This is a genomic window from Faecalicatena orotica, from assembly GCF_905197545.1.
Lineage (GTDB): Bacteria > Bacillota > Clostridia > Lachnospirales > Lachnospiraceae > Faecalicatena_A > Faecalicatena_A orotica.
The window spans coordinates 148896-169916 of record NZ_CAJJZH010000009.1; the positions used below are offsets into that span (position 1 = coordinate 148896).

At 46.4% G+C, this 21021-nt stretch carries 24 protein-coding genes; 22 read left to right on the top strand and 2 right to left on the bottom strand.

Features of this window, described 5'->3' with window-relative positions:
• Positions 1-15 precede the first annotated feature (15 nt).
• Together rpsO and ABIN22_RS18330 are read left to right on the top strand one after the other, a co-directional pair.
• Complete coding sequence (rpsO, locus tag ABIN22_RS18325) at positions 16-282, top strand: 30S ribosomal protein S15 (protein WP_047774844.1); 267 nt, start codon at positions 16-18, stop codon at positions 280-282.
• 213 nt (positions 283-495) lie between these two features.
• Positions 496-2583, top strand: coding sequence for a polyribonucleotide nucleotidyltransferase (locus tag ABIN22_RS18330; RefSeq protein WP_118618622.1), 2088 nt, complete (start codon positions 496-498; stop codon positions 2581-2583).
• A 71-nt stretch (positions 2584-2654) separates the two neighbouring features.
• On the opposite strand, the gene ABIN22_RS18335 is transcribed toward ABIN22_RS18330, so the two are convergent.
• The gene (locus ABIN22_RS18335) at positions 2655-2993 is read right to left on the bottom strand and encodes a helix-turn-helix domain-containing protein (RefSeq protein ID WP_109729250.1); all 339 of its coding nucleotides are present in this window, start codon (positions 2991-2993) and stop codon (positions 2655-2657) included.
• A 140-nt stretch (positions 2994-3133) separates the two neighbouring features.
• Here ABIN22_RS18335 and ABIN22_RS18340 point away from each other — a divergent pair, with 140 nt between their 5' ends.
• On the top strand, positions 3134-4024 hold the full coding sequence (locus tag ABIN22_RS18340) for a hypothetical protein (RefSeq protein WP_346910377.1): 891 nt from the start codon (positions 3134-3136) through the stop codon (positions 4022-4024).
• Here the strand turns inward: ABIN22_RS18340 and ABIN22_RS18345 are convergent.
• Positions 4021-4158, bottom strand: coding sequence for a hypothetical protein (locus ABIN22_RS18345; RefSeq protein WP_181368530.1), 138 nt, complete (start codon positions 4156-4158; stop codon positions 4021-4023). The two genes, ABIN22_RS18340 and ABIN22_RS18345, sit on opposite strands and share 4 nt — an antisense overlap.
• A 125-nt stretch (positions 4159-4283) precedes the next feature.
• Here ABIN22_RS18345 and spoIIIAA point away from each other — a divergent pair, with 125 nt between their 5' ends.
• The 19 genes from spoIIIAA to recN all read left to right on the top strand — a co-directional run bounded on the left by spoIIIAA (position 4284) and on the right by recN (position 20904).
• A complete protein-coding gene (gene spoIIIAA / locus ABIN22_RS18350) occupies positions 4284-5228 on the top strand; it encodes a stage III sporulation protein AA (RefSeq protein ID WP_109729252.1) in 945 nt (314 codons plus the stop codon).
• Positions 5213-5731 carry a stage III sporulation protein AB gene (locus ABIN22_RS18355; protein ID WP_346910379.1) on the top strand — a complete coding sequence of 173 codons (519 nt, stop codon included), beginning with the start codon at positions 5213-5215 and terminating at the stop codon, positions 5729-5731. Before spoIIIAA ends, ABIN22_RS18355 begins: the two co-directional genes overlap by 16 nt.
• A gap of 19 nt (positions 5732-5750) precedes the next feature.
• Positions 5751-5945, top strand: a complete 195-nt coding sequence (spoIIIAC, locus tag ABIN22_RS18360) for a stage III sporulation protein AC (protein ID WP_109729254.1) — start codon at positions 5751-5753, stop codon at positions 5943-5945.
• A 60-nt stretch (positions 5946-6005) separates the two neighbouring features.
• Entirely contained in the window at positions 6006-6392 is a 387-nt protein-coding gene (locus ABIN22_RS18365) for a SpoIIIAC/SpoIIIAD family protein (RefSeq protein ID WP_109729255.1), read from the top strand.
• Positions 6389-7594: a stage III sporulation protein AE gene (locus ABIN22_RS18370; protein ID WP_346910382.1), complete on the top strand. Its 1206-nt coding sequence runs from the start codon at positions 6389-6391 to the stop codon at positions 7592-7594. Before ABIN22_RS18365 ends, ABIN22_RS18370 begins: the two co-directional genes overlap by 4 nt.
• A gap of 12 nt (positions 7595-7606) precedes the next feature.
• Entirely contained in the window at positions 7607-7972 is a 366-nt protein-coding gene (locus ABIN22_RS18375) for a stage III sporulation protein AF (protein WP_346910384.1), read from the top strand.
• On the top strand, positions 7962-8570 hold the full coding sequence (locus ABIN22_RS18380; protein WP_346910386.1) for a SpoIIIAG-related protein: 609 nt from the start codon (positions 7962-7964) through the stop codon (positions 8568-8570). The genes ABIN22_RS18375 and ABIN22_RS18380 overlap by 11 nt, the downstream gene beginning before the upstream one ends.
• 14 nt (positions 8571-8584) lie before the next feature.
• Positions 8585-9205: a SpoIIIAH-like family protein gene (locus tag ABIN22_RS18385; RefSeq protein ID WP_109729257.1), complete on the top strand. Its 621-nt coding sequence runs from the start codon at positions 8585-8587 to the stop codon at positions 9203-9205.
• A 202-nt stretch (positions 9206-9407) separates the two neighbouring features.
• Complete coding sequence (locus ABIN22_RS18390) at positions 9408-11000, top strand: peptide chain release factor 3 (protein WP_109729258.1); 1593 nt, start codon at positions 9408-9410, stop codon at positions 10998-11000.
• Positions 11001-11083: 83 nt separating this feature from the next.
• A complete protein-coding gene (locus ABIN22_RS18395; protein ID WP_109729259.1) occupies positions 11084-11467 on the top strand; it encodes an Asp23/Gls24 family envelope stress response protein in 384 nt (127 codons plus the stop codon).
• Positions 11468-12410: 943 nt separating this feature from the next.
• Positions 12411-12842: a transcription antitermination factor NusB gene (nusB, locus tag ABIN22_RS18400; protein WP_109729261.1), complete on the top strand. Its 432-nt coding sequence runs from the start codon at positions 12411-12413 to the stop codon at positions 12840-12842.
• Entirely contained in the window at positions 12835-14049 is a 1215-nt protein-coding gene (gene xseA / locus ABIN22_RS18405) for an exodeoxyribonuclease VII large subunit (RefSeq protein WP_109729262.1), read from the top strand. The genes nusB and xseA overlap by 8 nt, the downstream gene beginning before the upstream one ends.
• Positions 14039-14284, top strand: coding sequence for an exodeoxyribonuclease VII small subunit (gene xseB, locus ABIN22_RS18410; RefSeq protein ID WP_346910389.1), 246 nt, complete (start codon positions 14039-14041; stop codon positions 14282-14284). Before xseA ends, xseB begins: the two co-directional genes overlap by 11 nt.
• A complete protein-coding gene (locus ABIN22_RS18415) occupies positions 14274-15164 on the top strand; it encodes a polyprenyl synthetase family protein (protein WP_109729264.1) in 891 nt (296 codons plus the stop codon). The genes xseB and ABIN22_RS18415 overlap by 11 nt, the downstream gene beginning before the upstream one ends.
• A gap of 66 nt (positions 15165-15230) precedes the next feature.
• Entirely contained in the window at positions 15231-17105 is a 1875-nt protein-coding gene (gene dxs / locus ABIN22_RS18420; protein ID WP_109729265.1) for a 1-deoxy-D-xylulose-5-phosphate synthase, read from the top strand.
• A 2-nt stretch (positions 17106-17107) separates the two neighbouring features.
• Positions 17108-17911, top strand: coding sequence for a TlyA family RNA methyltransferase (locus ABIN22_RS18425; protein WP_109729266.1), 804 nt, complete (start codon positions 17108-17110; stop codon positions 17909-17911).
• 10 nt (positions 17912-17921) lie between these two features.
• Positions 17922-18755, top strand: a complete 834-nt coding sequence (locus ABIN22_RS18430; RefSeq protein WP_109729267.1) for an NAD(+)/NADH kinase — start codon at positions 17922-17924, stop codon at positions 18753-18755.
• A 4-nt stretch (positions 18756-18759) separates the two neighbouring features.
• Positions 18760-19218 carry an arginine repressor gene (argR, locus tag ABIN22_RS18435; RefSeq protein WP_109729268.1) on the top strand — a complete coding sequence of 153 codons (459 nt, stop codon included), beginning with the start codon at positions 18760-18762 and terminating at the stop codon, positions 19216-19218.
• Between the two features lie 9 nt (positions 19219-19227).
• Entirely contained in the window at positions 19228-20904 is a 1677-nt protein-coding gene (gene recN / locus ABIN22_RS18440; protein ID WP_346910392.1) for a DNA repair protein RecN, read from the top strand.
• The last annotated feature ends 117 nt before the right edge of the window (positions 20905-21021 follow it).

The window sequence follows — 21021 nt, forward strand, 5'->3', positions numbered from 1 at the left end:
AAGGAGGAAATGAACATGATCGCAAAGGACAAAAAACAGGCAATCATCGCAGAGTATGGAAGAAGTGAGGGAGACACAGGTTCTCCGGAAGTACAGATCGCTATTCTGACAGCAAGAATCAACGAACTGACAGACCACTTCAAAGCAAACCCGAAGGATCACCATTCAAGAAGAGGTCTTCTGAAAATGGTAGGACAGAGACGTGGACTGCTTGCATATCTGAAGAAAACAGATATCGAAAGATACCGTACTTTGATCGAAAGACTTGGATTAAGAAAATAATTCAGAACATAAAAGGACTCCGGCGGCATAATTACTGCCAACGGGGTTCTTTTTTCTTGATTATGGTATGGCCCTGTGCTATAATATTAAAGATTGTGGGCAGGTAACAAGTACCCGAGACCACTGAAAAGGATATTAGTACAATAATGTGTTTTTCAGTAGTTTCGGAGTCTCCTGTCCCGAAGTATGTATTATATATAAAAGGAGAACAATATGTTTAAGAAGTTTGAAATGGAGCTTGCAGGCAGAACACTGCGCGTAGACGTGGACAGAGTGGCTAAGCAGGCAAATGGTGCTGTATTGATGCATTACGGCGACACAACAGTACTTTGTACGGCAACAGCATCTGAAAAACCGAGAGAAGGAATCGATTTCTTCCCTCTGAGTGTAGAATATAATGAAAGATTATATTCCGTAGGCAAGATTCCGGGCGGATTCAATAAAAGAGAAGGAAAAGCTTCTGAGAATGCCGTTCTGACATGCCGTGTCATCGACAGGCCTATGAGACCTTTATTCCCGAAGGATTACAGAAACGATGTAACGCTGGAGAATCTGGTTATGTCAGTTGACCAGGACTGCAGCCCGGAACTGACAGCTATGTTAGGTGCGGCGATTGCAACCTGTATCTCAGATATTCCTTTTGACGGACCGATTTCTACAACACAGGTAGGTCTTGTGGACGGAGAATTTGTATTCAATCCGACAGCAGCCCAGAAAGAGATATCCGATCTTGCCCTGACAGTTGCATCTACAAAGGAAAAGGTTATCATGATCGAGGCCGGAGCTAACGAAGTACCGGAAGCACAGATGATTGATGCAATCTTTGCAGCTCATGAACTGAACCAGAAAGTGATTGCTTTCGTAGAAACAATCGTTGCAGAATGCGGAAAGCCGAAGCATTCTTATGAGAGCTGTGCCGTACCGGAAGAATTATTCGCGGCAATCAAAGAGATTGTACCTCCGTCAGAGATGGAAGTGGCAGTTTTCACAGATGACAAGCAGACAAGAGAAGAGAATATTCGCGTCATCACTTCAAAATTAGAAGAAGCATTTGCTGAAAATGAGGAATGGCTCGCTGTCCTCGGAGAGGCTGTTTACCAGTACCAGAAGAAGACTGTAAGAAAGATGATCTTAAAGGACCACAAGCGTCCGGACGGACGTGCAATCGATCAGATCCGCGCCCTGTCAGCTGAGACAGACCTGATCCCGAGAGTGCACGGTTCTGCAATGTTTACGCGTGGCCAGACACAGATATGCACAATTACAACTCTGGCGCCGTTATCTGATTCACAGAGAATCGATGGTCTGGATGAGGCAGAGACATCAAAGAGATATATGCACCACTATAATTTCCCGTCTTACTCTGTTGGAGAGACAAGACCATCCAGAGGACCGGGACGCCGTGAGATCGGACATGGTGCGCTGGCAGAGAGGGCTCTGATTCCGGTTCTTCCGGATGAAGCAGAATTCCCGTATGCTATCCGTACAGTTTCAGAGACATTTGAATCCAACGGTTCTACATCACAGGCAAGTATCTGTGCATCCAGTATGTCACTGATGGCGGCAGGTGTGCCGATTAAAGCGGCAGTAGCAGGTATATCAGCAGGGCTGGTAACAGGAGATACTGATGATGATTACCTTGTTCTTACAGATATTCAGGGACTGGAAGACTTCTTCGGAGATATGGATTTCAAAGTAGCGGGTACTCATAAGGGTATTACAGCGATCCAGATGGATATCAAGATCCACGGACTGACAAGACCGATTATTGAAGAAGCAATCGCTAACACGAAGAAGGCAAGGACCTATATCCTGGATGAAGTCATGAATAAGACGATTGCAGAGCCTAGGGCAGAAGTCGGACAGTATGCACCGAAGATCATGCAGATGCAGATCGACCCACAGAAGATCGGTGATGTCGTAGGACAGCGCGGAAAGACAATTAATGCAATCATCGAACAGACAGGCGTGAAGATTGATATTACAGATGACGGTGCCGTATCCATCTGCGGAACAGATAAAGCAAGTATGGACGAGGCTGCTAAAATCGTAGCCACAATTACAACAGATTTTGAAGCAGGGCAGATCTTCGAAGGAAAAGTCATCAGCATCAAAGAATTTGGGGCATTTTTAGAATTTGCACCGGGTAAAGAAGGAATGGTACACATTTCCAAGATTTCCAAACAGAGAATCAATAAAGTGGAAGATGTACTCAAACTGGGTGATGTCGTAAAAGTCGTATGCTTAGGCAAGGACAAAATGGGACGCTTCAGTTTCAGTATGAGAGATGTGGCAGAATAGAGAAAAACACAAAAAAGGAGTACAGAAACGGCATGATTCGTGCAGTTCTGTACTCCTTTTTTGCGTAGTGGTTACTTATGTTCGGCTTTTGCAATGGTCTTTATAAACGTCTTCAACAGTTCTTCCGCAAGCGGGAGATATTCAGCATCAATATTGTTGATCATTTCTTTTAAATTTGAAGTGTCACTGTCTGCTGTTTTACCGAGTACGATATAATCGCAGGAAACACCGAGTGAGCTGCACAGCTTCTGAAGAGTAGTAAATGACATTCCCTTTTTTCCGCTTTCAATATCTGCAAGGAATTGAGGCGATATTTCAATCATTTCTGCGAACTGCTCTCTGGTGAGATGCATATATTCCCGCTGGCTTCTTATTCTTTTCCCAATGCCTACATTTATGTTTTTTTTCATGATTATTTTACCTCATATATCCTAATAGATTTATTTTAAACATAACCAATAGTTTAAAAAATAATCTAATGGATGTTGACAAATTACATCTATTAGATTAAAATTGCCTTGACCAAAGAGAAATTATGGAGAAAAGCAGAATGACTAAAGAGAAAATACCTGCAGGCAGCTATCCTGCAGGTTATATAAAAGAGCTGTACGAATTGGAAATATCAGTGTTAGAACAGAATAAAATACTGGATTGTATCACTTATCATCTGACAAATGATACGCCTGATCTGAAAAAAGAGGCAGGCCGGGAAGCTGTTAAAAAGAAAAGTCTGTCGGAGACATTCCGGGCAGCATTTTTCCTGTGTGTTCCATGCATTTTAATCATTCTGATCATATCGGCAGTGACGGCGCTGTTCAATAGTGTCAGTAAAGAATTGTTGAAAAATGTTGAGGCGGGGCTGGCCGGTTCCATATCTACATACTATAAGATTACGGTTGTGCTCTGTATAATTGTTTGTGTTTTTGTCTGCTATATGAGAATTATGCAGGACAGGGATGATGCAGAAAAGAATAGAGTTATCCTGATCCAGAATCATTTTCAGGATTATAAAGCGAGTCTCCAGTTCCAATACAATATTGGCCGTCAGAATTTAATACGGACTAATCAAATACTGGAGGCACGGTATAATACCCTGGATATAGCCCATCGGTACCGTGGGCTGGTTCCAATAGCTTCTATTTATCAATATCTGTCAGATGGGAGATGCCTTAATCTGGAAGAAGCGTGTGACCTGTACGAAAGTGAATCAGAGCAGGGCCTCGTTGCCCGGGATATAGATAACCTGGAGGAAAGGCAGGGCCGGACCGGGGAAAACCAGAGCATGCTGTACAATGCAGTCAAAGAGGCAGATCATACATATACAAAAATAAGGGCAGATATCCAAAGACTTGCGGATGAGGCTCATATCATTCCGCCGGAATCCGAACTGAGAAAGTACAATGCAGTAATATCAGCCCAGCTGTCAGCAGAAAACATCTAATAACCGCCATATTCCAGCCCAGCCAGAAGCGTGCCCCCAGGCACAATCAGGAGTCCCTCCCTGAAAATGGAAACTTTTGATTCAAATTCCAGCAAAGAAGGGGTGCATTCTGGCACCGGGGCATTTTTAATCATAAATCTGAGTAAGCCTCCGCAGTCTGGCGGAGTCTTACTCAGTTCTTAAATTAATCAAATAAATCCCTCAATTACTACTCATATTTTATAGATCCCCTCATATATTGTTTAAAGAGGTGGACAAGATGAATGAAAATAGCAGAAAACAGCAGGTGCTTCAGGTACTTGCGCGTCCGGTCCGTTCAGTTGTTGAGAATGAGGCTCTGGATTTTAAAAAGGTACAGGAAATCCGGCTTCGGATTGGGAAGCCTCTGATGGTCATTTATAACAATGAGGAGCGGATACTGCCAAATGGGCAGCCGGAAGGACACGTTGTTACGAGAGATGAGATAAGGGAGACACTGGAATATACCAGTCATTACTCACTCTATGCCTATGAACATGAGATGAGACAGGGATTCATTACTATTGAAGGAGGGCATCGTGTGGGAGTGATGGGAAAAGCAGTACTGGAAGGAGACCACGTGAAGAATCTCCAGTATATTTCTTCCGTGAATATCAGGATGTCACACGAGGTCCTGGGGTGTGCGGACAAGATTCTGCCATACATTACGAAGAATGCACAGGTGTGTCATACGCTTGTTATTTCGCCGCCGAGGTGCGGGAAGACGACCCTGATACGGGACCTGATAAGGCAGATTTCAGATGGAAATACCTATGTAAAAGGGTGTACGGTCGGTGTGGTTGATGAAAGGTCTGAGATCGGCGGCTGCTATCTGGGAGTAGCCCAGAACGAGCTGGGGATGCGCACCGATGTGCTGGACTGTTGTCCGAAGGCGGAGGGGATGATTATGCTGATCCGTTCTATGGCGCCGCAGGTGATTGCGGTGGATGAAATCGGTTCGGCGGAGGATATCCATGCGATCGAGTATGCAATGCAGTGCGGATGCAAGATGATTGCGAGTGTACATGGACTTACGATGGATGAGGCACATGATAAGCCTGTACTTGGCAGGCTGATAAAAGAGCGCAGGTTTGAACGCTATATAGTACTGGGAAATGAAAAACGGCCTGGAGAGGTGAAGGCAATCTATGATGAACGGGGGAGCCTGCTATGCAGAGATTTATAGGGAGCCTGCTTATTATAGCGGCGACTACGGGGGCAGGGATTGCCTACGGGACGGAATTACAGCGGTATCTGGAGAAACTGCTGTATATCCGGCATATTGTGTACATGCTAAAGGGTGAAATTGAGTATTCCAATGCGCCGCTGGGAGAAGTGTTCGGACGAGTTGCCGTGAGAACGAAGGATCCTTACCGAAAGTGGCTTAGGGCTATGGAAAAGCAGGTTGAGTACCGTGAAGAAGATGAATTTTCAAAGATATGGAACCGTTCCATTGACAGATATTTGAAGGAACTGTATCTGAAAAGTGTCCATTCCATCCAATTGAAAGAACTTGGAACCTTTTTGGGACAACTGGACCCGGATACATCCAGCAGGACAATGCAGCTTTATCTGAACCGTCTGGAACTGGAAATTGAAAAAGTGAGAGAAGGGATGGCAGCAAAGAAAAGGATCAGCAACTGTCTTGGTGTGATGGGGGGCATCTTTCTGGTTGTCATACTGATATAACTACAAGTGGGAGGAGTCCATGACCATAAATCTGATATTTAAAATCGCAGCAGTCGGAATATTGGTTTCGATTCTGAGCCAGGTGCTGAAACACAGTGGAAGAGACGAGCAGGCATTTCTTACAAGTTTTGCGGGACTGATCCTTGTACTGTCCTGGGTGCTGCCTTATATCTATGACCTGTTTATATCTATCAAACAGTTATTTTCCCTGTGACACACAGGAATACGGACAGCATAACGAAGCAATAAAAAAAGCAGGGAGGGGAGTACGTCTATGAGTATGATTCAAATCGGGGCAATCGGTGTCATTGGGGCGCTTTTATCTATTCAGTTTAAGAGCGGCAAATCAGAATACGGCGTTTATATGAGTGTGGCAATCAGTATTCTGATCTTTGTCTGTATTGTAGACAAGCTGGAGCTGTTTGTCAGGACGGTATCCCAGATAAGCCAGTATATCAAGATTGATACAAGCTACATCGCCACGATGCTGAAAATGATCGGAATCACATACATAGCCGAGTTTTCCTCCAGTGTCTGCAAAGATGCCGGATACCAGACGATTGCAGTCCAGATCGAAATCTTCAGCAAACTCACGATTCTTGCCCTCGGGATGCCGGTACTGCTCGCCCTTCTGGAGACGATCAGGGAGTTTCTGGCATGAAACATAAAAGAAAGATAATAAAATGGAAATATATATTATGTCTTGTTTTTCTGGCCGCCATCATAATGGGGCCGGGACCGTTGACTGTATATGCGGCGGAAACGGATACGAAAGGGGAAGGTCAAGCGGTAGATTACGATGAAGTCGAGAGTGAAACCGAGAGCAGACTGTTCTCTGAGTTTGATTTTACGGAAATCGATGACAGCCTTAAGAAAATCTTTCCGGATGAAAAAATGAGTTTTCAGGAACTGGTCTCTTCCTTAATCGACGGGGGAGGGCAAGATGCCGGAAAACTGGTCCTTGAGTTCATAAAGGACCAGCTGGGGTATGAATTTAGGTATAACAGGCAGAATCTGGCGTATATGCTGCTGATTGCAGTCATAGCTGCAGTCTTTACGAATTTTTCCAATGCATTTCAGAATAAACAGGTGTCCGAAATCAGTTTTTATGTCCTATACATGCTGCTGATTACGATGTGCCTGAATGCATTCAGGATTGCAATGGCCGGGATCGAAGGGCATCTGGAGATCCTGCTGGACTTTATGCGCGTGCTGTGTCCAAGCTATTTTCTTGCTGTGGCGATTGCCTCCGGAAGCAGCAGTTCCCTAATTTTTTACAACATTGTACTTTTCCTGATCTATATTGTAGAGGTACTGATTCTGAAATTCCTGCTTCCGATTGTCAACATTTATATTATGGTACAGGTGATGAACTATCTGGCTGGAGAGGAATACTTGTCTCAATTCGCGGAATTGTTAAAAAAGCTGGTCGCCTGGATCCTTAAGACACTTGTAACCTGTGTAATCGGAATCAATCTGATCCAGGGCATGCTGGCCCCGGCAATCGACGCCCTTAAGAGGAGTGCATTGACAAAGGCGGCGGAGGCGATTCCGGGGATTGGCAATGCGATCGGCGGTGTGACGGATGTGGTACTGGGGACTGCCGTGCTGATTAAGAATGGAATCGGCATGGCGGGGGCGGCCATTCTGATCGCGGTCTGTGCAGTCCCTATTCTGCAGATGGCAGTGATGACACTGATGTATAAGCTGGCGGCCGCTCTGGTCCAGCCTGTTTCGGATAAACGGATTACCGGGTGCATCAGCAGCGTGAGCGAGGGGTATGAGCTTCTGGTAAAGGTTGTATTTTCAACAGGGGTCCTATTCCTGCTTACCATTGCGGTCGTGACAGCAACGACAACCTGACGGGGGATGGAGATGTTTGAGTTTTTATATGAATGGATACAGAATCTGGCATTTTATCTGGTCATTATTACGGCAGTGCTCCAGATTCTTCCGGGAAAGAACTATAAGAGATATATCCAGTTTTTTTCCGGCATGGTAATGATTCTGCTTATGCTTACACCGGTTCTGAAGCTGACAGGTAAGGAAGACACCTTCTACAGCCTGTATCACAGCAAGGAATATGAGATGGAAAAAGAGGAAATTGAGAGGCAGAAAGATTATTTAAAGGATCTGGACATTCTGGATTTTCTCCCTGAAGAATATCAGGAAGGGACTGACCATGAGGAGGAAGAGTCTCAAAATAAGGTAGAAGTGGAGGATATACAGGTTGGACGATAAGTGGAAAGCCCTGCTGGGTAAGCTTAAAGATAAAAAAATGCTCCCTAAAAAAAATCAGCTGCTGATTCTCCTGCTCGTTGGAATCCTCCTTGTGGTGATTGCGATTCCAACTCCGGATAAGAAGAAAAATGCAGGGGACAGTGATTCAGCCGCGTCTGTGGGCACGGCGGATAATGGCTACCCGGATACAAGTGAGGAATATGAGGAATATCTGGAAAACAGAGTTGCCAGGGCGCTGGAATATGTCGAGGGGGTCGGAAAGACAGAGGTGATGATTACCTTAAAATCTTCCGGACAGAAAATCATAGAGAAGGACCAGCAGCAGAGCAGCCAGAAGACCGATGAGGAGGACAGCTCGGGAGGCACAAGGACCGTGCAGGACAATTCGAGTGATAAAACAAGCATCTATGAGCAGGGGGCGGACGGTTCGCAGTCGCCTTATGTGAGTAAGGAAATGACACCGGAAATAGCCGGTGTCATTGTAATCGCGGACGGGGGAGATAATGCAGTCGTAGTACAGAATATTACTGAAGCAATACAGGCATTATTCGGTGTAGAGGCGCATAAAATAAAAATAATGAAAAGGACTGATACATAAAAGGAGGATTCCAAGTGAAGCGTTTATTTAAGAAAAATCAGATCATCATTACTACTTTGGCAGTTATGATTGCCATTGCCGGATACCTGAATTATTCAGGGCGGCTGTTCGGAGAAACGGAGAAAAGTACTACTGAAGCAAATGCAGAGCTGGCAAACAAGGAGCTCTTGGACATCTCGGAAGAAGATGTTGAGACAGGGACAGGGGACATTGCAAGCAATGATTCCGAGGTGGAAGGAACACCGGGGGCAGCGGTGCTGACTAACGGCGGAACAGATACGACAGTAGCGCAGGCTAAAGTGGCCAGAGAACAGGTCCGTGCCCAGAATAAAGAAACTCTTCAGGCAATTATCGACAATACAAATATCAGTGATGAGGAGAAACAGGATGCAGTTGCACAGATGGTCAAGATGACAGAGCTTTCTGAGCAGGAAGTGGCAATCGAAACACTGATGGCTTCCAAAGGATTTTCAGATGCAGTGGTAAGCCTGACGGCTGATTCTGCCGATATCGTCGTAGACAGTGCAGAACTGACAGATGCGAACCGCGCCCAGATCGAGGATATTGTGACAAGGAAGACAGAAATTTCACCGGAAAATATAGTAATTACTCCTATCCATGAAAGCGGGGAATAGGAAGGCTACATAAATACTGGAAATATTTTGCACAATTCATCTATAAAAAGAATCAAACGTGTAAAAAATTCTGGAAATTGGGCAGAATATTTCCAGCAAACAATTGCGGCGTCCCTGTTATTGTGTTAAAATTATTCGTATCTGTCCAGAACAGTTACGATGATTCATCATGTTCAGCAGCAGAATAGGAGATTTGAAAGATATGTCAGAGATTACGAATGAAATAAAGAAAAGAAGAACATTTGCGATAATATCCCACCCGGATGCCGGAAAGACTACTCTTACGGAGAAGTTCCTGCTTTATGGCGGCGCCATCAACCAGGCGGGGTCCGTGAAAGGAAAAGCGACTGCAAAGCATGCAGTATCAGACTGGATGGAGATTGAGAAGGAAAGAGGTATTTCCGTCACATCATCCGTGCTGCAGTTTAATTATGGCGGCTTCTGTATTAACATCCTGGATACACCGGGGCATCAGGATTTCTCGGAGGACACGTACCGCACGCTGATGGCGGCGGATTCGGCCGTGATGGTGATAGATGCATCAAAGGGTGTTGAGGCACAGACGAGGAAGCTGTTTAAGGTTTGTGTTATGAGGCACATCCCGATTTTTACGTTTATCAATAAGATGGACAGGGAGGCGAGGGATACTTTCGAGCTTTTAGATGAGATCGAGAAGGAACTGGGAATTGCAACCTGCCCGATTAACTGGCCGATTGGTTCAGGAAAGGCTTTTAAAGGGGTATTTGACAGGGAGCAGAAGGAAGTAGAACTCTTTTCCGATACAAATAAAGGCACCACAACAGGTGAAGTGCGCAAGATTGATGTCAATAACCCGGAGCTTGACTGGATACTGGGTACAGAGGCGAAGATCGCTCTGGAGGACGAGATTGAACTGCTGGATGGCGCTTCAGCGGAATTTGATCAGGAGATGGTTAATAAGGGAGAACTTTCCCCCGTATTCTTCGGATCTGCATTGACAAACTTTGGAGTTGAGACATTTCTGGAGCACTTCCTGAAAATGACAACCTCACCGCTTCCCAGGATGTCGGATCACGGTGAGATTGATCCCATGAAAGAAGAGGATTTTTCTGCATTTGTATTTAAGATTCAGGCGAATATGAATAAGGCACACAGAGACAGAATCGCATTTATGAGAATCTGTTCCGGTGCGTTTGAAGCAGGGATGTCCGTCTATCATATACAAGGCGGGAAAGAAGTGCGCCTGTCCCAGCCCCAGCAGATGATGGCAAGCGAGAGAAAGATCATCGAAAATGCATACGGCGGCGACATCATCGGTATTTTTGATCCCGGTATTTTTTCTATCGGGGATACACTTACAACATCGAAAGAACGGTTTGCATACGAAGGAATCCCAACCTTTGCACCGGAACACTTCGCAAGGGTGCGGCAGATGGATACTATGAAACGGAAGCAGTTCGTAAAAGGAATCAACCAGATCGCACAGGAAGGTGCGATTCAGATATTTCAGGAATACAACACCGGTATGGAGGAGATCATTGTCGGTGTAGTAGGCGTTCTGCAGTTCGACGTACTGAAATACCGCCTGAAGAACGAATACAATGTTGAAATCCGTCTGGAAAACCTTCCGTATGAATATATCAGATGGATTGAAAATGAAGAGATCAACATGGATAAACTGGTAGGAACCTCAGACATGAAGAAGATCAAGGACTTAAAAGACCGTCCGCTTTTGTTGTTTGCACACGAGTGGAGCATTCGCATGACACTGGACCGCAACAAGGACTTAAGGCTTTCTGAATTCGGACGTTCCTGATATTTCCCTTTGCAAACATAGGGATATTTGTTATAATGTAAAAAGGATGAAAAAAGATTCAAACCGACAGGAGGTTTTTACAAATGGCAAAGGATGAAAGAAATACCTATTCAATACAGAACGACTCCAGCTTAGGAGAAGTTAAGATTGCAGACGAAGTAGTTGCAATCATAGCAGCACTGGCCGCTACAGAAGTAGAGGGTGTTGCATCAATGGCAGGGAATATCACAAACGAGCTGATCAGCAAGCTCGGCATGAAGAACCTTTCCAAAGGCGTAAAGGTGGACGTGCTTGAGGGCGTAGTGACCGTATCACTGGCACTGAACCTGAAATATAACTACAGTATCATGGAGATCTCTTCCAAGGTACAGGAAAAAGTAAAAAATGCTGTCGAGAACATGACAGGACTCGAGGTAGCAGACGTCAACATCAAAGTAGCAGGCGTCGAGATGGAGAATCAGGAGTAGAGAAGCATAAGTAAGTACGGATGGTAGAGGGTCGCTTTGTGAGGGGGCGGGCGGTGAGCCGTGCCGGATGGGCCTGTACCGTTGCAGAGTGCATGTCGTTTGCTAACGGATTCTAAGAACAAAAAAGTGGAAAACAGAGGTACGGCTGACACATCACGGGAAAATTGATATTTTCCCGCTCCGGGTCAGCCAGAAACGTGATTCGGAATCACGTTTCTCCCTCTGTTTTCCGCTTTTTTATTCTAAGAATCCGTAAGCCGCACTTTAAGCACTCTGCAACGGCACAGGCCCATCCAGCCCAGCTCACCACCCGCCCCCTCACAAAGCTGGGCTTCTTCCGGCCGTATGCATGGCGCTTCCTGCGGAAGCTGATGCGGGGAGCGCAGCGGATTGTTTGTCGTTGGATGAAACGGAATTGGGGATTGAAGGCTTGGATTTAAATTCTTTCAAGTCCGGCGAATCCGTACGCTTTTACGGCAATGAGCCCCGCAGGGGGTGTGGTTTTTGCACTTGGATGAACCGAGCTTGACGGGAGGGGGAACGAGGGGCGGGGAAAAGGGACAGGGGTGAGGGTGGATTTGCATAAATGAGACTTAGCAGGACTTAATAAAAATAAGCTGGATCAGCGGAATGAAATTTGTTTTCCGAAACAAATTTCAACAAGGGCTAAGCTTTGTTTGCATCAGGCAAACAGAGCGCATCCCTTGGATTTCCGCTGATCCGGCTTATTTTTATTTAGACCTGCTTAGTTGAATGATCTGCAATCCACACCCACCCCTGTCCCTTTTCCCCGCCCCTCGTTCCCCCTTCTGGCAAGCGGCCCTTTAACCATACTGCCAGATAACACATTTTTAAATTGCAATGGGTGGGGATTGTGTTGTATAATGATTAGGTCGCAATACATCCTTTATTTTCTAACGGATGTAAATGGAAAGGAGACACTATGGTAAGAAGAGAACTTCGGGAACATATTTTTAAGATGCTGTTCCAGATTGAATTTAATGAGATGAGTGATATGCCGGAGCACCTGGAGCTTTATTTTGAAAATCTGCTGAGTGCTTCAGATGATGATAAAGAATACATAAAGACAAAGTTCGAAGCAATTGTGTCCAGAGTGGAAGAAATTGACAAGATTTTGAATGAGAAGACGACCGGGTGGAAGACTATAAGGATGAGCAAGGTTGATCTTACGATTCTGCGTCTTGCAGTTTATGAGATGAAGTGGGATGATGATGTGCCGACAGGGGTTGCGATCAACGAGGCTGTGGAACTGGCGAAGAGATTCAGCGGCGAAGAAGGGCCTGCATTTGTGAATGGCGTACTTGCAAAGCTGACAGATGAAAGGTCAGAGAAGGATAAACAGAAAGATGCGTAATGTCTATACAGTAAGGCAGGTTAACACATATATTAAGAATATGTTCACCCAGGACTTTATGCTGAACAGGATATATATCAAGGGTGAGGTGTCTAATTGTAAATATCATACGTCAGGGCATATATATTTTTCGTTAAAGGATGAGTCCGGCACGATAGCCTGCGTAATGTTCGCGGGTTCGCGGTCAGGGCTTTCTTTTCGTATGCAGGAGGGCCAGCAGGTGGTTGTGCTGGGATCTGTCAGTGTATATGAGAGGGACGGAAAGTACCAGCTCTATGCAAAAGAAATCATACTTGACGGCGCGGGGCTCCTTTATGAGAAGTTTGAGGCACTGAAAAAGGAACTGGAAGAGATGGGCATGTTTGCAAAGGACTATAAGCAGCCTATTCCCCAATATGTAAAGACAGTCGGGATTGTGACGGCGCCTACGGGTGCTGCCGTGCGTGATATTATTAATATTGCATCCCGCAGGAACCCTTATGTGCAGCTGATTCTGTACCCTGCGCTTGTGCAGGGGGAGGGGGCGGTACAGAGTATTGTCCGCGGAATCAGGACACTGGAGGAAAGAGGAGTGGATGTCATGATCGTCGGCCGCGGTGGCGGTTCAATCGAAGACCTCTGGGCTTTTAACGAAGAGGCGGTTGCAAGGGCGATATTTGACTGCCGTGTACCGGTGATTTCTGCGGTCGGACATGAGACCGATACAACGATCGCCGATTATGTTGCTGATTTACGTGCACCGACGCCTTCGGCCGCTGCGGAGCTGGCTGTTTATGAATATCTCGGGACTGCCGGTGTGATGCGGGAATACGAGGCGCGCATGAGGCGCAGTATGATGCAGCGGATTACGAGGGAGAGAAGCCGTGCAGGACAGGCTGCACTGAAGTTAAAACTGGCACACCCGAGGCAGAAGCTGCTTCAGCAGAGACAACGTGCGGCAGATACGGAGCAGAGACTGCGGTTTTTGATGGAAGACTGTCTTAGGAAGAAGCGGCACCGGTTTGCACTCTATGTAGAACAGATGAAAGGTTTATCGCCCCTTGCAAAGCTGAACCAGGGGTATTCCTATGTGGAAGGGAATGCCGGTGAAAATATAAAGTCTGTGCATCAGACAAAACAGGGGGATCTAGTAAGAATTTATATGACGGACGGAAGTATCCGTGCAGAGGTAAAAGAGATTGCGGAGGTGACAGAAGATGGCAGGTAAGACGGCCGCTAAGGCGAAAGAAGCAGAACAGGAGAAGAAACTTTCTCTGGAGGAATTATTCGAAAGTCTGGACGGGGTTGTTGCCAGACTGGAAGGGGAGGATGTATCTCTGGAAGAATCATTCCAGCTTTATCAGAAGGGGATGGAGATGCTAAAAGAGTGCAACGAAACAATCGATACTGTAGAGAAAAAGGTTCAGATACTGGATGAGGATGGAGAGACTCATGAATTTTAAAGAAGCATACCAGAAAAAAGTAGAAGAAATTGAACGTATACTGAGAAAATACCTCCCTGAGAAGGAAGGCTTCCAGAAAGTGATTATGGAAGCAATGGAATACAGCCTGATGGCGGGCGGCAAGAGACTCAGGCCCATGCTGATGCAGGAGACTTACAGGCTGTTCGGCGGGAATGATGTTGTAATTGAACCGTTCATGGCGGCGATAGAGATGATCCATACTTACTCCCTTGTTCATGATGATCTGCCGGCGATGGATAATGATGACTACCGCCGCGGAAGAAAGACGACCCATGTTGTGTACGGGGAGGACATGGGTATTCTGGCCGGTGACGCACTACTGAATTACGCGTTTGAGACTGCTGCGAAGGCCTTTGACCTGTCTGCCAAGGACAGTCTGAGGATTGGGCGGGCCATTCAGATTCTGGCCGGTAAAGCAGGAATCTACGGGATGATAGGCGGCCAGGTGGTAGATGTAAAGTCTGCCGGAACAACTGTTTCCGGAGAAGTACTGGATTTCATTTACCAATTAAAGACAGGGGCTTTGATGGAATCGTCCATGATGATCGGGGCGGTGCTTTCCGGTGCGGATGAGGCGCAGGTTAAAACAGTAGAAGAGATAGCAGGCAAGGTTGGACTGGCTTTCCAGATTCAGGATGATATCCTTGATGTCACCAGCACCGCCGAGGTGCTTGGTAAACCAATCCACAGTGACGAGAAGAACGAGAAGACTACTTACGTCACATGGAAGGGGCTTGAGGAGGCTAAAAAACTTGTGGAACAGATTTCACAAGAGGCAGTACTAAAGCTGGATGGCCTGAATCCAAAGGATGACTACCTAAAGGAACTGCTGGTGTCACTGATTAGCCGTGACAAATAAAAAAGTACCGTAAAGAGCAGGCAGACTGCTTTAGGGCTGAAACTAAGTAAGAGAGAGGGATTCCTTATGATACTGGAGAAAATTCAAAAGGAAAACGATATAAAAGAACTGGAGCCGGAAGAACTGGGGCCGCTGGCGGAAGAGATCAGGGAATTTCTAATCGAAAAAATTAGTAATACGGGGGGCCATCTGGCGTCGAACCTGGGCGTGGTGGAGCTTACTATGGCCCTGCATCTGGTATTCGACCTGCCTGACGACAAGCTGATCTGGGATGTGGGGCATCAGGCATATACCCATAAGCTTCTGACAGGCCGGAGGGCCGGGTTTGATGATCTTCGGAAGTATGGCGGCATGAGCGGGTTCCCAAAGCGCAAGGAAAGTGACTGTGATGCCTTTGATACGGGCCACAGTTCTACATCCATCTCGGCGGGACTCGGATATGTGGCTGCCAGAGACATTCTGGGAGAAGAACACCATGTCGTGTCCATCATTGGGGACGGTTCCATGACGGGTGGGATGGCTTATGAGGCATTGAATAATGCCGCACGCCTGAAAAGTAATTTTATCATCGTTCTCAATGACAACAATATGTCTATTTCTGAGAATGTGGGAGGCATGTCCAGATATCTGAACGGCCTGCGTACGGCAGAGGCATATGTCGGCTTGAAAAAAGGCGTGGAAGATACGCTTATGAAAATTCCCGTGCAGGGAGAGAAGATCGTGCACCAGATGAAAAAGACGAAGAGCGGATTAAAGCAGCTAATCGTCCCCGGTATGTTTTTCGAGGATATGGGGATCACGTATCTCGGTCCTGTGGACGGACATGACGTGAGAAAACTTTACAAAATCTTAAATGAGGCCAAGCGTGTTGACCATGCGGTCCTTGTCCATGTGCTGACAAAAAAGGGCAAAGGCTATGAACCAGCGGAGAAGAATCCTTCCAGATTCCACGGGACAGGTCCTTTCGTGATAGAAACGGGGGAGGCTAAGTCCTCCGGCGGAAAAGACAGCTATACGGATGTCTTTTCAAAGGTTTTGTGCGATATTGGCAGACATGATGAAAAGGTCACTGCAATCACTGCAGCAATGGCAGGGGGTACCGGGCTGGACCGTTTCCAGAAGTATTTCCCTGACCGGTTTTTTGATGTGGGGATCGCGGAGGAACATGCACTTACCTTTGCGGCGGGACTGGCGGCAGGCGGAATGAAACCGGTGGTTGCCCTGTACTCCTCGTTCCTGCAGAGGGCATATGACCAGACAATACACGATATCTGCCTGCAGAAGCTTCCCGTTGTGCTTGCCGTGGACCGTGCGGGCCTGGTGGGAAGTGACGGGGAGACCCATCAGGGACTGTTCGACCTTTCGTTTTTATCCACCATCCCGAATATGACGGTTATGTCTCCCAAGAACCGCTGGGAGATGGCGGATATGGTACGTTTTGCGGTTGACTTCGGTTATCCGGTTGCTCTGAGGTATCCTCGCGGGGAAGCGTACGAGGGGCTGAAAGAGTTCCGTGAAAAGCTGCAGTATGGCCGAAGTGAGATCTTGTATGAGGAAGAAGATATTGCAATCTTTTTTGTAGGGCATATGGCTTCTATCGCTGAGAAGGTGCGGATCCGGTTAAAAGATATCGGGTACAGCTGCAGTCTGGTCAATGCAAGGTTTGTCAAGCCGCTGGATCAGGATGTACTGGAACAGCTGGCTGCGGAACATGAGCTTTTCGTCACAATCGAGGAAAACGTCCTAACAGGCGGATATGGCGAACAGGTTCTGGAATATGTCTCAAGGGCGCGTCTGGGTGTGCATATGCTGAATATCGGGATACCCGATGATTATGTAGAGCACGGCAATGTAGATGTGCTGCGCAGGGAAGTCGGCCTGGACGAGGAGACCATCGTAAAACAGATTATTACAGAATACTTGACGATAAGGAAAGAATAGACATGAAGGAACGATTAGATGTTCTGCTGGTAAAACGAAACCTTGCAGAATCCAGAGAAAAAGCAAAGGCAATCATTATGTCCGGCAATGTATTCGTGGACGGGCAGAGAGAGGACAAGGCGGGTTCCTCCTTCCCGGAAGAAGTCCGGATCGAGGTGAAGGGGCATACGCTGCCCTATGTTAGCCGCGGCGGGCTGAAGCTGGAGAAGGCACTTGCGAATTTTGACGTTACAGTGGAAGGAAAGGTATGTACGGATGTGGGCTCCTCCACGGGCGGTTTTACAGACTGCATGCTTCAGAACGGTGCAGTGAAAGTATTTGCCATAGATGTGGGAAGAGGGCAGCTGGACTGGAAACTGCGGCAGGATGAGCGGGTGGTCTGTATGGAGAAGACGAATATCCGTTATGTGACACCTGAGGACATCGGCGAGCCGGTGGATTTTTCATCCATTGATGTCTCCTTTATCTCCCTGACAAAGGTACTGGAACCGATCCGCAATTATCTGACAGAGGATGGGGAAATCGTGGCGCTGATCAAACCTCAGTTCGAAGCAGGCCGTGAGAAGGTCGGAAAAAAGGGTGTCGTGAGGGAACGCAGTACGCACCATGAGGTCATAGAAAAAGTGGCGTCCTATGCAAATTCCATAGGATTTGAGATCTTAAATATCGACTTTTCACCTATCAAGGGACCCGAGGGAAACATCGAGTACCTGATTCATTTAAAAAAGTGTGCAGAAGGTGCACCTGAGATTGCAGTTGATCTTCAGTCTGTCGTGGACAGGGCGTTTGAAACACTGGCAAAGTAAGAGGTGGGGAATGGATAATTTTTATATGATAACGAATATGCTCAAGGACGGTGACCTCAAAATTACAAAAGAGATCATGGGCTATATCGAAAGGAATAACAGGAAGTGCATTTTATCGGAAAAGGATGAGGAAGGCCATATCATCCCCGGTACGGTGCCGAAGGGCATGGAGTGTGCACTTGTGCTTGGCGGTGACGGTACACTGATCCGCGCCGCACGGGAACTGGAAGGTCATAATATACCGCTGCTTGGAATTAATCTTGGGACGCTGGGGTATCTTACAGAAGTAGAGCTTAGAGATTATCAAAAAGCACTGGACCGGTTATTTACTACGGTACCGGATATTGAACAGCGTATGATGATGCATGGTACGGTAGAGGGACTCATAGATGATGTGGCGATGAACGATATCGTGGTGACGAGGGAAGGAAGTCTGCGTGTCGTGCATTTCAATGTCTATGTCAACGGGGAGATGCTGAACAGTTATCTGGCAGATGGTGTAATCATATCCACACCGACAGGGACTACAGGATATAACCTGTCGGCGGGCGGCCCGATTGTGGAACCGACTGCAAGCATGTTTGTGATTACACCAATCTGTTCACATGCGCTCAATACGAGCAGCATCGTTCTTTCCGCAGAGGATACGATAGAAGTGGAAATATGCGAAGGCCGTTACGGAAGGACAGAACATGCCAGCGTGACGTTTGACGGGGCAAGTACAATACCACTTGTGACAGGCGACAAGATTCTGATCAGGAAGGCACGTGAGACAACAAAGCTGATAAAACTGAGTAAAGAGAGTTTTATGAAGACTATGCGCAAGAAAATGAAAGGAAACTAGAACAATGAAGGTCAGTCGTCATGCAAAAATAATCGAATTAATTAGCCAGAATGATATTGAAACACAGGAGGAACTGGCGGAGCGTCTGAATAATGCGGGATTCAAAGTAACTCAGGCAACCGTTTCCAGAGACATCCGTGACCTGAAGCTTACCAAGGTATCAGTGGATGGCGGAAAGCAAAAATATGTAGTGCTGAGGCCCGAAGAAGACGGGATGAGTGAGAAGTATATCCGTGTATTGAAAGACGGGTATATTTCAATGGATATGGCACAGAATATTCTTGTAATTAAAACGGTCTCAGGCATGGCAATGGCAGTTGCAGCGGCAATCGACGCTATGAAATGGAAAGAAGTAGTGGGCTGTATCGCAGGGGATGACACGATTATGTGTGCGATTCGCAGTGTAGATGAGACAGTAGCTGTTATGGACAAGATTCGGAAGATTGTGTCAAAAGGGAATTAGGAAAAAAATATGTTACAATATCTGCATGTAAAAAACTTAGCATTGATTGATGAAATTGAAGTAGAATTCCGGCAGGGGTTAAATATCCTGACCGGAGAGACAGGAGCCGGGAAATCTATTATTTTGGGCTCTGTGAACCTTGCCCTCGGCGGCAGGTATAACGCAGATATGCTTCGCAGCGGCGCACAGTTCGGCCTTGTGGAGTTGATCTTTACCGCAGAGGATGAGTCTGTTGTAAAACAACTGGAGGCTCTGGATATTTTCCCGGAAGACGGGATGCTGGTGCTGTCCAGAAAACTAATGGAAGGACGTTCTGTAAGCAAGATTAACGGCGAGACGGTCAATATGAGTGTGCTGAAAGATGTAGCCAGTATTCTGATTGACATTCACGGGCAGCACGAGCACCAGGCGCTGTTACATAAAAAGAACCATCTGGCCCTTCTGGACGTTTACGCAAAGGACAAAATAGAGCCGATGAAGGCTTCTATTTCCAGAGCTTACAGGGAGTACCAGAAATGTAAAAAGGCAGTGGAAGAATCCGGTATGGATGAACAAAGCAGGCAGAAAGAAATTTCTCTGACAGAGTTTGAAGTGAGGGAGATTGAAGAAGCAGGCCTTCGGATGAATGAAGATGAGGAACTGGAATCACTCTATCAGCGTATGACAGAGAGCAGACGCTTTACGGAAGGCATCTCGGAGACTTACCAGTATACAAGTGAATCTGCCGCAGGGAACGCCAGTGACCTGCTAAGCCGTGCAATACGTGCATTCCAGGATGTCAGTGAGTGTGATGACAAGGGCGCTGCCCTGTATGAACAGCTTGTAGAGATTGACAGCCTTCTGAATGATTTTAACCGGGAACTTTCCGAATATGAAAAGAGCTTTGATTTTTCAGAGGAAGATTTTTACGAGACAGAGAACCGCCTGAACCTGATCAACCATTTAAAGGCAAAATATGGGAACAGTGTCAGTGAAATACAGGAATATTGCCAGATCAGGGAGGAAAGACTAAACGAACTGAAAGATTATGAAAATTATATTGCTGAATTGGAAGAGAACCTTAAAAAATGCGAAAAAGAATTGGAGAAGCATTCTGTTGCATTAAGTAAAGAGAGGCAAAAGGCATCCGTTTCTTTTGTGAAAGAAATTACGCAGGGGCTGAAAGACCTGAATTTTCTCGATGTGAAGTTTGAAATGCGGCTTAACCGTCTTGAAACCTATTCTTCCAATGGAGTGGACGATGGTGAATTTTACATCTCGACAAATCCGGGAGAAGACCTAAAACCGCTGGGAAATGTGGCATCCGGCGGTGAACTTTCCAGAATTATGCTTGCAATCAAGACGGTGCTTGCGGATAAAGAGGATACGCCGACCCTGATTTTTGATGAGATTGACACAGGAATAAGCGGGATAACGGCCGGTAAAGTCGCGGAGAAGATGCACGTGATCGGAAACAGCCGGCAGGTGATCTGTATCACACACCTTCCCCAGATTGCAGCAACGGCAGATGCCCATTATCTGATTCAGAAAGAAGCAAAGTCTAATATCACAAAAACAGAAATCTCCTGTCTTGGAGAACAGGAGTCTGTCGAGGAGCTTGCGAGACTCTTAGGCGGTGCAAAAGTTACCGGCAAGATTCTGGAGAGCGCCGCGGAGATGAAAGAAATGGCAAAGCGTGAAATATAATACCAGAGTGAAAACTGCTATGTGTACACATACTAAAACGGATACCAGAGATGGTATCCGTTTTTCTTTCTAATAAGGGAAACTCCATTTTAAAAAGTGCATGTCAGTTAATTGACA